Source organism: Mesorhizobium sp. (assembly GCF_004962925.1).
GTDB lineage: Bacteria > Pseudomonadota > Alphaproteobacteria > Rhizobiales > Rhizobiaceae > Mesorhizobium.
Map to the genome: position 1 here is coordinate 2,589 of NZ_SUEO01000184.1, position 10,215 is coordinate 12,803.

13 protein-coding genes are annotated in these 10,215 nt (G+C 60.0%); 5 read left to right on the top strand and 8 right to left on the bottom strand.

Translation table 11 applies throughout. The features are described from left to right. A partial coding sequence (locus tag E5W87_RS27265) for an SUMF1/EgtB/PvdO family nonheme iron enzyme (RefSeq protein ID WP_292404702.1) occupies window positions 1–714 on the top strand: 714 nt, incomplete at its 5' end. 58 nt (window positions 715–772) lie between these two features. Here the strand turns inward: E5W87_RS27265 and E5W87_RS27270 are convergent. Together E5W87_RS27270 and E5W87_RS27275 are read right to left on the bottom strand one after the other, a co-directional pair. Further along, window positions 773–1,948, bottom strand: coding sequence for an NnrS family protein (locus E5W87_RS27270; RefSeq protein WP_292404704.1), 1,176 nt, complete (start codon window positions 1,946–1,948; stop codon window positions 773–775). 102 nt (window positions 1,949–2,050) lie between these two features. Continuing rightward, on the bottom strand, window positions 2,051–2,488 hold the full coding sequence (locus E5W87_RS27275; RefSeq protein WP_292404706.1) for a pseudoazurin: 438 nt from the start codon (window positions 2,486–2,488) through the stop codon (window positions 2,051–2,053). Between the two features lie 151 nt (window positions 2,489–2,639). Here E5W87_RS27275 and E5W87_RS27280 point away from each other — a divergent pair, with 151 nt between their 5' ends. Further along, a complete protein-coding gene (locus tag E5W87_RS27280; RefSeq protein ID WP_292404708.1) occupies window positions 2,640–3,341 on the top strand; it encodes a Crp/Fnr family transcriptional regulator in 702 nt (233 codons plus the stop codon). A 3-nt stretch (window positions 3,342–3,344) separates the two neighbouring features. Here the strand turns inward: E5W87_RS27280 and E5W87_RS27285 are convergent, their stop codons facing one another. The 6 genes from E5W87_RS27285 to E5W87_RS27310 form a co-directional block, all read right to left on the bottom strand. Continuing rightward, entirely contained in the window at window positions 3,345–3,530 is a 186-nt protein-coding gene (locus E5W87_RS27285) for a DUF1858 domain-containing protein (RefSeq protein WP_367118884.1), read from the bottom strand. 137 nt (window positions 3,531–3,667) lie between these two features. After that, the gene (locus E5W87_RS27290; RefSeq protein WP_292404712.1) at window positions 3,668–3,811 is read right to left on the bottom strand and encodes a hypothetical protein; all 144 of its coding nucleotides are present in this window, start codon (window positions 3,809–3,811) and stop codon (window positions 3,668–3,670) included. A 74-nt stretch (window positions 3,812–3,885) separates the two neighbouring features. Continuing rightward, a complete protein-coding gene (locus E5W87_RS27295) occupies window positions 3,886–4,335 on the bottom strand; it encodes an Rrf2 family transcriptional regulator (RefSeq protein ID WP_292404713.1) in 450 nt (149 codons plus the stop codon). Window positions 4,336–4,369: 34 nt separating this feature from the next. Next, the gene (locus E5W87_RS27300) at window positions 4,370–4,834 is read right to left on the bottom strand and encodes a group III truncated hemoglobin (RefSeq protein ID WP_292404715.1); all 465 of its coding nucleotides are present in this window, start codon (window positions 4,832–4,834) and stop codon (window positions 4,370–4,372) included. A gap of 514 nt (window positions 4,835–5,348) precedes the next feature. Continuing rightward, window positions 5,349–5,618: a DUF6455 family protein gene (locus E5W87_RS27305; protein WP_292404716.1), complete on the bottom strand. Its 270-nt coding sequence runs from the start codon at window positions 5,616–5,618 to the stop codon at window positions 5,349–5,351. A 132-nt stretch (window positions 5,619–5,750) separates the two neighbouring features. Continuing rightward, entirely contained in the window at window positions 5,751–6,563 is an 813-nt protein-coding gene (locus tag E5W87_RS27310) for a universal stress protein (protein WP_292404719.1), read from the bottom strand. A gap of 250 nt (window positions 6,564–6,813) precedes the next feature. Here E5W87_RS27310 and E5W87_RS27315 point away from each other — a divergent pair, with 250 nt between their 5' ends. From E5W87_RS27315 to E5W87_RS27330, 3 genes are all read left to right on the top strand, one after another. After that, a complete protein-coding gene (locus tag E5W87_RS27315) occupies window positions 6,814–8,328 on the top strand; it encodes a PAS domain S-box protein (RefSeq protein ID WP_292404722.1) in 1,515 nt (504 codons plus the stop codon). Then, a complete protein-coding gene (gene fixJ / locus E5W87_RS27320; protein WP_292404721.1) occupies window positions 8,318–8,932 on the top strand; it encodes a response regulator FixJ in 615 nt (204 codons plus the stop codon). The genes E5W87_RS27315 and fixJ overlap by 11 nt, the downstream gene beginning before the upstream one ends. Before the next feature lie 582 nt (window positions 8,933–9,514). Then, the gene (locus tag E5W87_RS27330) at window positions 9,515–9,961 is read left to right on the top strand and encodes a pyridoxamine 5'-phosphate oxidase family protein (RefSeq protein ID WP_292404726.1); all 447 of its coding nucleotides are present in this window, start codon (window positions 9,515–9,517) and stop codon (window positions 9,959–9,961) included. Window positions 9,962–10,215 lie beyond the last annotated feature (254 nt).

Genomic DNA, 10,215 nt, shown 5'->3' on the forward strand with positions numbered 1-10,215 from the left:
GGCGAGTTCCTGAAGGAGGGGCGCCCGCAAGCCAATCCCCGCCTCAAGCGGCAACTCAACAGACCTCTCGAAATCATGGCCTATCAGGTCAGTGCGGCCGACTACGCGGACTGCGTGTCGGCCGGCGGCTGTCAGCCGGCACAAGAGACGCGCGCGATCCCGCCCGATGCTCCCGTAACCGGGGTGAGCTATCTCGACGCCAAAGCCTACGCCCAATGGTATTCGAAGGCGACCGGCGACGACTGGCGGCTGCCATCCGACGAGGAATGGGCGTTTGCCGCGGCGGAGCGGTTCGCAGGCGAATTTGAAGGTGTCGAGAACGACGCCAACAACCCCGCCAGACGTTGGCTCACCAGCTACAAGGCCGAGGTGGACCTCAATCGCAAACCGGACCCGTTGCCCAGGAGCCGTGGCTCTTTTGGTTTGAATTCCCTAGGCCTCGCCGACTTTTCCGGCAACGTCTGGGAATGGACTTCGACCTGCTATGTCCGCACCACGTTGGCTGCGGATAGAAGCGGTGTTGCGAGTTCGGTCGACAATTGCGGCGTCCACGTCCTTGAAGGCCTTCACAGAGCCTATATGTCGAACTTCGTCAGTGACGGAAAAAGCGGCGGCTGTGCCGTTGGCACGCCTCCCGACAATCTGGGCTTCAGGCTGGTCCGGGACCATCGGGGGTGGGCGAACCGTATTCTCGCCTACCTCGGCATTGCCTGACAAATCAGAAGCGGCTTCTCCATTCGCGTTTCGACGGTCGCCTGCTCTCCCCGCCGTCTCACCGGGCCTTTGGCCTGATCAATGCGGTTCCGTAGACCAGGAGGAAGCCGGAAAATGCCGCAACCCACGCGGTGCCGGCCATATCGATCACCACGTCAGAGGGGACGAAGGCGGCCAGGATTCTCAATGCTCCCGCGAGCAGGACGGGCACGAAGATGAACGAGGCGCCTTTCCCTGCCTTGAGATCTCCCCCGGTGTGGCCGAGCGTTGCGCGGGTCATCACGGCAAGTGTCATGGCGCCGACCGCACCAGTCCCGAGCGCGTGTAGGCCTGCCGCCATCGGGACGGTATCGGGGAAGAAGATCGACGCCGAAACAAGGGCGAGGCCGACCGGCACAAAGGCATATGCAAGATGGAGGATGAGCGCCAGCGGATCCCGCAGTGTGCGCTCGCCAGCCCAGCGCGACAGACGCCACGCCTGGCAGATTGCGGCGACGGCCATAAGCATTCCTGAGACGCTGTTGTCAGGAGCGAACGTCCATGCTCCCAGCGCGATGGCTGAGATGGCTATTGATGCGATGTCAAAACGGTCGAACGGCGCAGGCAGCCTGCCAGGATTTTCGCGGACGAGCCAGTTGCGGGTGAAGCTCGGAATGATGCGCCCACCGATCAGCGAGATGAGCATGATCGCCGCAGCCATACCGAGCCTGCGGCTGATGTCGGATGTGCCCTGAAGATGCGCCTCGAGGTGGAACGCGCCGTTGGCACCAGCCAGGACGGCAAGCGGCAGCAGCACCTTGAGATTGCGCCAGTTCCGTCCCGCAACGATCTCGCGGGCCGCCGCGGCAGCGACAGCAAGCAGAAAGGAGCCATCGATCACGGCCGCTGCTTCCCAGCCGATATCCGCCGAGAAGAAAACAGCCGCGCGCCCAGCAAGCCACAGGACCACCAGCGCCAGCAGCGGCAGGCCTTGCACGGGCAGCCGGCCGGTCCAGTTTGGGATGGCGGTCAGCAGGAACCCGGTAATGATCGCCGGCAGATAGCCGAACAGCATCTCGTGAATGTGCCAGTCGACGGCAACGAACGCACTGTGAGCATCGAGTTCGCCGGCATACATCGACAGCCAAAGCAGAATGGAGAGCGCGGCATACAGCGACCCGAGGAAGAAGAAGGGTCTGAATCCGTAGGAAAGAAATGCTGGCCCGGTGTAAGCCCGCAGGCGTGGGATCCCCATGATCTGCTCTCCAAATGAACAGGGCCGGATGAACCGCCGCCCTCGGTCCGTCCGGCCCGCGCCTGCCCTTCATGCGGCAGGCATGGCTGCATCGATTGCTAGTCAGTTGGCCGGGATTTGGCTGAACAGGTCGGCGAACACCGTCTTTGCCTTCCCTGCATGTTTGACCGTCTTGGCTGCGTCAAGGTTGACCGGCTTGCCGACAACGATCAGGGCGACCATGCCCATGCCGTAGTGAGGCGCGCATTTGACGCCGTACACACCTTCCTGGGTCAGTGTGACAGTGATCTCCTCGTTGGGCTTTCCCTTGAAGACTTCAGCGCCGTCCGGAAGCATGCCCTTGATCGACTCTGCGTCATGGCTCTTGTCGGTCGGCACGAACTTGACGGTGTCGCCGGGAGCTGCCTTGACGAAGGCCGGCTGGAAAACCATAGCGCCCTTTTCGCCCTTGTTGAGCATTTGCACCACATGTTCTTCCGCGCTTGCGCCGCTAGCGAGCGCCAGGATGGAGACTGCGGCAGCGAGGATGGAGAATTTCATCGATTTGTCCTTTGTTTCGTCTTCGCGGCATTGCGCCGTTCCATGCCATTTAGCCTGATGCGGCCGGGGACAATTTGCGCTGGCGCAAACTCAAGATAAGAAAGGTCTCCCGCACGACTGATGCGGAACCCTAAGGCCGTGAGGAATCCGCTTGGCTGCGCTGGACCGATCGCTGATTTCGCGACTGCCGCTCTTCCAGGGTCTGACGCCCGACGAGCAGGGCGAAATCCTGCGAGATGCGCGGTCGTCTCGTTATGCCAAGGAGACGGCGATCTTCGCGCAGGAAGCCGAGGCTCATTCCTTCTTCGTGCTGATCGCCGGGCACATCCGTGTCGTTCGCACCACGCCGGACGGACAACAGGTCATCGTCAGATACATCAGCGAAGGCGAGATCTTTGGCGTCGCCGCAGCACTTGGCCGGACGACCTACCCAGCCAGCGCGGTCGCGGCGGTGGACTGCGTGGTGCTGGCCTGGCCCAATGCTCTTTGGCCGGAGCTGGCGCGACGATTCCCGGCGTTTGGGGCAACCACCTACAGGACGGTTGGAAGCAGGCTGCAAGAGACCCAGACGCGGGTGGTGGAGATGTCGACGGAACAGGTGGAGCAGCGGGTTGCGAATGCACTGCTGCGACTGGCGAACCAGACCGGCCGAAAGACCGACAGCGGCATCGAAATCGACTTCCCGATCTCGAGGCAGGACATTGCCGAGATGACAGGGACGACGCTGCACACCGTCAGCCGGCTGCTCAGCAAGTGGGAGGAGAAAGGGATCATCGTCAGTGGGCGCCAGAAAGTCACGGTCAAGGATGCGCATCGCTTGGTGGTTCTGGCTGAGAACCGGGACAAGGGCTGACCGTCACCGTTCTCCTCGAACAACCGATTCCAAGTCCAAAAGAAAGTCGGCCTCATCGATCTGATGTTCCCGGCATGCTTCGGCCACGGTATGGAATGTTCCGATCGGACACCCGATACAGAGCATCTTGTATCTCAGCACCACAGCCACCGTTGCCGGCCATTTTCTCATGATCTCGTCGACGACCATGTCGGGACTGATGGAACTCCGCTCCTTCACGATGAAGTCCTCCGTGATTGCTGCGAAGCGTCTTCATAGATTCCGCTCGGACCGCCTTCTTTGCGCTTTCGCAACGTTGATGAGCATTGCCGTTTGGCCAGGAAAAACTAGACAAACGTCATGACCGCGATAGCACCGACGACGATCAGAACAAGCCCGCCTATCAGCATGGGAAGCAGCGTATTGCTGAGATCGACGCCCGGCTCGAATTGCTTGACCGTCGGCGTGTCGTTCTTGTTTGGATCAGTCATGCTTGTCTCCACGGGCCGGCAGACGCGAATCGCGCGGCGTGCGGTTGAATTGTAGCTCGGGGCTTTACCCACGCTTATCGATACGCCGACGCCTCGGATGCAGGCAGCCCGCCGACAAAGTCCTTGGGCATCAGAGCGATGTCGGCCAGCGTGTAAAGGTCAAGGGTATTCTGGAAGGAAGCCATCGCGTCGCCGAACATGCCTGAAAGTTTGCAGCAGCCTGTGAGCACGCACTGATTTCCGGTCGCGAAGCACTCGACAAGCGCGAAATCTGGCTCGGTCAAACGTATCACGTCGCCGATCCGGATCATCTCGGGGCTCCGCCCGAGGGCAAGGCCACCGGAGCGACCGCGGACCGCCTTCAAGTAACCGCCGCGCGTCAGGGTGTTGGCAACCTTGTTCAGGTGCGTTTTGGATACCTTGAACGTGCGTGCCACCTCCTCGATCGTGATCAGGCGATCACCGGCAGAGGCCGCGTACATCAACATTCTCAAGGCATAATCCGAAAAATTAGTCAGCCGCACGGATCTACCTCCCGTAAACACCACGAACCCGGCATCACAGGTGCTTGTCGGCGATCGGTTCTATGCCCATCGTAGTCTCGCCACGGCTGAAGGCGACCGCGAGACGGAAGCTGTGAGCTATGCGCAGTGCGCGATCCATAAACAGCGCCGCAACCTCGGGTGGGCAAATGCGGTACACCGTTGCGCGAAACAGCTTTAGCCAACGCCGGAAATGCGCCACTCCAAGGCCGGAGATCGCCAGGTGTGGCGGTAATGGCCGGCCTTCATAACGGGACGTCCGGAGCAGCGTAGCGGACCAGAAGTCGCACATCTTAGCCAGATGGCGCGGCCACGCCTCAGGCTGGATAGCGTCATGAAAGATGGGGCCGAGAAGATCGTCGCGGCGAATCTCATCATAAAAGCCGTGAACCACAAGACGGATCATGGCCTCGTCAAGCATGTCCGGCAACGGGGCACCACCGATGATGATCGTTCTCTTGCTCCGACCATTCGCAGTCATGTGCACGCTCTTGTTTTTCGAAGGCCCAAAGACCTCAAGATGAGGCCCACACTCAAACAGCTCCGCAACGCGCCGAGTGGAGTCGCGTCGACGATGGCGATCGATGCATTTGCTTTCAAAGGGAGGCGTTCGTCGATATGGGTCGGAATCGCACCTTAAAGAAACATTGTCAATATATCTTTATTGGCCAACGCCACTGATGTCCGCAGATCGCGCACGTATCCCCCCATGCAGAACTGCCGGCGCCTCGCATTGTCGTTAGCGGCGCGCCTTTGCCGGGCACCGCTCCCAGGTTCCTGTCATGGCAGCCTTGATAACAATGCGGGCAGGCGTGGCTTGAGGGCAGTCGGCTGTTTATATGGGAAGGGGAGTACAGGCATCGCGGGCGGTATGCGCCGGAACGACGTCAGCCAACAGATGCGAAACATTGCGCGAGCGATGACCGTCCAGGACATCGGCGAAGCTGCGGCACGCAGCCTTGGTGACGCGAACAGTAGCCTGCCCCCACGACGCTCTATCGTTGGCCGGCCGCGTGCTGTAGCCGTGCGATCAGGTCGCGGTTGCGGCAATAGCTTGGCGGATCATCGGCTTGCTGGTGTTCGTCGAGCCAAGTCGAGCATTGATCCTGGTGCCCGCAGGAGCGGCAGCGGTCCACCGCCCGATTGGTGACGGCAACATGGTCCGGAACGACCTTCAATTGTTTGTCGACGCCGAGCTTCTGCATCATGCGGCCCATCAAGGCGGTCCTGGCGTCAACTGAAATGAGGTAGTCGAGAAAACTCATGTCGTTTCACTCCTGTTTCTCGGCCGATCATTGCCATGTCGGCGACCGCTGCATTGATCTCGGTCAATCGTGGGGACCATGGATCGGGCGTGAACGCCGATTGGCGGACTCGAAATTCCGATTGACCGACGGTCAATACGACATGAAGCGGCTGATGCTGCCCTCCTCGATCAGCGTACGCGTGACGCCGCCGAACGCCCATTCGCGCAGGCGGCTGTGGCCATATGCACCGGAGACAATCAGGTCGGCATGGATCGAGCGCGCGAATGTCAACAGACGATCACCGTCAGCCTCGCCGCGGATCAGTTCGGTTCGCGCCATAATGCCGTGGTGTTCAAGAAAGACGGCGACATCGGCGAGGCTATCGCGGACGCTATCGTCGCGATCGCTATCGATTGTGGCGATGACGACTTCGTTGGCCTTGGCTAAGAAGGGCAATGCATCGGCCAGCGCCCGTCGCGCCTCCCTGGTGTCCTTCCAGGCGATCAGCACGGTTTTTGCCATGACGTGTTCGATATTGTCTGCCGCGACGAGTACTGGCCGGCCAGTGCCGAGTGCCAGGCTGCCGATGTCTACGGTGCGATAGACATTTTCTCCCTCATCGCCGCTGGTAACGATGAGATCGGCCGCCCGGGCGGAGACGCTGAGGAAGCGCGTCGGGCTGCAGACGGCTTGTCCCCATTCGCTCGAGATCGAGGTAGGGACCATCCTTTCGAATTCGGCGCGCAACTCGGCAAGCCGCTTTTCGATCTCCGAGCGCTGGATCTGCATGATCTCGCCTTCGTAGACCATGCCGTCGCCTGTCGCCACGAGCGGCGGGACGTCGGCAGCCGCCAGGCCGATAAGGTGAGCGCCGAAGCGCTCCGCAAGCTCGATCCCCAACTTCACCATGGGTGCAGGAGGTCCATCTACTGCCAAGTTTACTATAATTGATTTGTAGGACACTGGAGGCGCCTTTCGCTGGAGCGTTTGGATGCGATGATGAAGCGCATTCCCCGACACTCGACGCCTTGATGCGAGTCAAAAACACTGTCTGCCCACTTGGCCGCGACTCTGTGGTCTGATCGGTGGAGTGCAGGAAGAGATGTGCAGAAACGGCGATGAATGATAACTAGACTGCGTGGCAGGTTCCCTGACCAAAGGACTTGATTTGGACGACAACCAAACACCTGACTTGTCGACCGAAGGGCGGGGCATGGCCGAGCATGAGCGGCTCTCCCTGATGTTCGAGCAAGCCCCGGGCTTCATGACGTTGATGCGTGAGCCGGGTCATGTCTTCGAGTTGACCAATGCCTCCTATCAACGCCTGATTGGCCAGAGGCAAGTGATAGGGAAATCGGTACGCGAGGCCCTGCCCGAGCTCGAAGGCCAGGGTTTCTACGAACTGTTGGACCAGGTATACGAAACCGGCGAGCCCTACAGAGGTCAGGGCGTGAAGGTCACCCTTCGCAAAAAGGATGACGAGCCGGTCGAAGAGCGCATTCTCGACTTCGTCTATCAACCCATAAAGGCCGACGATGGCCGCGTCACGGCCATTTTTGTCGAAGGCACCGACGTTAGCGAGCTGTCCTATGCAAACGCTGCCCTACGATTGCGGGAGGATCATTTGCGTTCGATCCTGGCCACAGTGCCTGACGCAATGGTCGTCATCGATGAACAAGGCCGTATTCAGTCCTTCAGCTCGGCTGCCGAAACGCTGTTCGGCTACCAGTCGAGCGAAGTCATGGGACAGAATGTCAATCTGCTGATGCCGTCGCCCTATCGCGAGGAGCATGACGCCTATCTGCACCGCTACCTGACGACCGGAGAGCGCCGCATTATCGGACTCGGCCGCACCGTCACTGGGATGCGCAAGGATGGCTCAACTTTTCCGATGGAGCTCTCTGTCGGCGAGATGCATCCTGGAACCGGCCGCTTCTTTACCGGCTTTTGTCGCGACTTGACCGAACGCTACAGAGCGGAAGCAAGAATACAGGAGCAACAGCAGGAGCTTCTCCATATGGCGCGGTTTACCGCGCTGGGCGAAATGGCGTCGACGTTGGCACATGAGATCAACCAACCGCTCACGGCAATCACGAACTACCTCAAAGGCAGCCGCCGGCTTCTCGAAAAGAGCACGGAAGAACACGCGCCGATGTTGAGGGAGGCCGTCGAAAAGGCGGCTGAGCAGGCATTGAGGGCCGGAGACGTCATTCGCCATCTTCGAGACTTCGTGGCAAGAGGCGAAAGCGAGCGACAGGTCGAACGCCTGCCGGCGATCATCGAGGAAGCCTCGTCACTGGCCTTGGTCGGCGCAAGAGAAATAGACGTGCGCGTCAGCTACAAGCTTGATCCCGCCGCGGAACTGGTGTTGACCGACCGCATCCAGATTCAGCAAGTTTTGCTGAACCTGATGCGCAACGCGATAGAAGCCATGCAAGGGGTGCCACGCCGTGAGTTGCAAATCATAACCGTGGCTCGTGATGACGGCATGGCTGAGGTAAGCTTGATCGACACAGGCACTGGTCTCGCGCCGGACGTTTCTGCCCAGCTTTTTCAGCCATTTGTCACCACCAAAAAGCAGGGCATGGGCGTTGGCCTCTCTATTTGCCGCACTATCGTCGAATCGCACGGTGGTCACATCTGGGCCGAGGCAATGCCGACTGGAGGAACCGCCTTCCGGTTCACCTTGCGCATTGTGGAGAAGGGAGAGATCACCAATGCCCGGTAGCCACCTAGTGCATGTGGTCGACGACGACGTCGACGTTCGCAAATCGCTTGGTTTTCTCCTGGCGACGGCTGACTTCGCCGTGCGCCTGTATGAATCGGCGACGGCTTTTCTGGCTACGGCCACAAGCAATCTCGACGGCTGTATCGTCACGGACGTGCGCATGCCCGGCATCGATGGGATCGAGTTCCTGCGACAGCTCAGATCCCGCGGACATTCGGTTCCGGTCATTGTAATGACTGGTCATGCCGATGTCGCGCTCGCCGTTCAGGCGATGAAAGAAGGTGCCTCCGATTTCATCGAAAAGCCGTTTGACGACGAGGTGCTGATCGAGGCGATCCGCTCCGCGTTGGGCAGTCGCAATCAGGCGGATGCGGCCCACCCACAAAACTCGGAAATCCGCGGCCGTCTGTCGGCGCTGTCGGAGCGGGAGCGACAGGTGCTGGACGGTCTTGTGTCCGGCCTGCCGAACAAAACGATTGCTTATGATCTTGGCATCAGCCCGCGCACGGTTGAGATCCATCGCGCCAATGTCATGAGCAAGATGGCCGCGAGCAGCCTGTCGCATCTCGTGCGCATGGCATTGATCGTGGAATCCAAACGTTAAGGCGAATCACGGAGAGACATGCCGTTGTCTGCCGGGACCCTATCAGGCACCCAGTCGCGCCAATGAGTCGGGTGGATGTCAACGCGTGCGCCGGTCGTGGCGTTCTTCCAACCTTCCCGCCCCTTTAAGCAAGGGAAGATAAGCGCATGTTCGCCGTCCTCATCGAGGACGGCGAGTTCGAGTTCATGACCGAACGGAGCGATTGAGATTGGCTTCCACATCATCCCCTATGATGCGCGGAAGCGGCAGGCCCCGCCTTGATCTGGATCATTTTCCGAAATCGCCCACTCCGACATTCGCCCCGATGCCGTGACGTGGCCGCCGTGCGACGAAGCGGGCCAGACATGGATGTTGGCTCGTCTGTCGGATGACTGACTCTTTGATCGCAATCAATGACCTCCCTGGTAGTAGGACTATAATCGACACAGTGAAGTGCCATCATCGAACCAGGTTGCTATGCTGCACGACACGCGGCGACCCGGTGACGCCGCTCTACGCCATTTCGGGAGACTGCTCCAACTTGAACAGCAAGCCCGGAACAACGACACAGTGGGGTCATACGAACAACAGGAGATCGCGCCGATGTTGATCCGCACGCTTGCTGCCTTGGAATGTACGAAACTGCTGACGGCCAATCGTGTCGGCCGCTTGGCATGCGCGAAGGACGGGCAGCCCTACGTCGTCCCGCTGTATTATGCGCATGCGGACAATCATCTTTATGCATTTTCCATGCTGGGCAAGAAGATCGACTGGATGCGGGCCAATCCTCTGGTGTCCGTCCAGGTCGACGAACGCGGCCCAGGGCGGGGATGGAGAAGTGTGGTTGCCGAAGGTCGCTATGAGGAACTGCCTGACCGGATCGGCTGCAAGGTTCAGCGCGACCATGCATGGTCAGTGTTGAGCAAGCACGCCGACTGGTGGGAGCCAGGCGCTCTAAAGCCGGATACGCCTCCCATTTCGGACGCCACTCCGCATGTCTTTTTCAGGATCCTCATCCAGCAGGTGTCGGGCCGGGAAGCAAAGGAATAGGATAGGGTCGCTTCCCATCCGAACATCGCATGGGCGCAGGGCCGGCCTATTGTGCCGGCCGATCCGTTTTTCACCTTGAGTCGTCAATCGTGCCAAAGCTTGGAAATGCAGGGCACCTTGGCGACGGACGTCTCGGCACGCAATAGTTGACGACAGCAAAGGTGAATGGTCCATGGCGCAGGTAAATCTGGTGGTTTGTGGCAAATGCGGCGGGGTCAATCGCCTGCCGCCGTCGCGCAATGCCAGGGACGCGA

Bases quoted from the DNA above. Each gene is read 5' to 3' on its own strand.
- E5W87_RS27270 (WP_292404704.1), bottom strand. From the start codon at position 1,948: ATGGGGATCCCACGCCTGCGGGCTTACACCGGGCCAGCATTTCTTTCC.
- E5W87_RS27275 (WP_292404706.1), bottom strand. From the start codon at position 2,488: ATGAAATTCTCCATCCTCGCTGCCGCAGTCTCCATCCTGGCGCTCGCT.
- E5W87_RS27285 (WP_367118884.1), bottom strand. From the start codon at position 3,530: ATGGTCGTCGACGAGATCATGAGAAAATGGCCGGCAACGGTGGCTGTG.
- E5W87_RS27290 (WP_292404712.1), bottom strand. From the start codon at position 3,811: ATGACTGATCCAAACAAGAACGACACGCCGACGGTCAAGCAATTCGAG.
- E5W87_RS27300 (WP_292404715.1), bottom strand. From the start codon at position 4,834: ATGACTGCGAATGGTCGGAGCAAGAGAACGATCATCATCGGTGGTGCC.
- E5W87_RS27305 (WP_292404716.1), bottom strand. From the start codon at position 5,618: ATGAGTTTTCTCGACTACCTCATTTCAGTTGACGCCAGGACCGCCTTG.
- E5W87_RS27315 (WP_292404722.1), top strand. From the start codon at position 6,814: ATGGCCGAGCATGAGCGGCTCTCCCTGATGTTCGAGCAAGCCCCGGGC.
- fixJ (WP_292404721.1), top strand. From the start codon at position 8,318: ATGCCCGGTAGCCACCTAGTGCATGTGGTCGACGACGACGTCGACGTT.
- E5W87_RS27330 (WP_292404726.1), top strand. From the start codon at position 9,515: ATGTTGATCCGCACGCTTGCTGCCTTGGAATGTACGAAACTGCTGACG.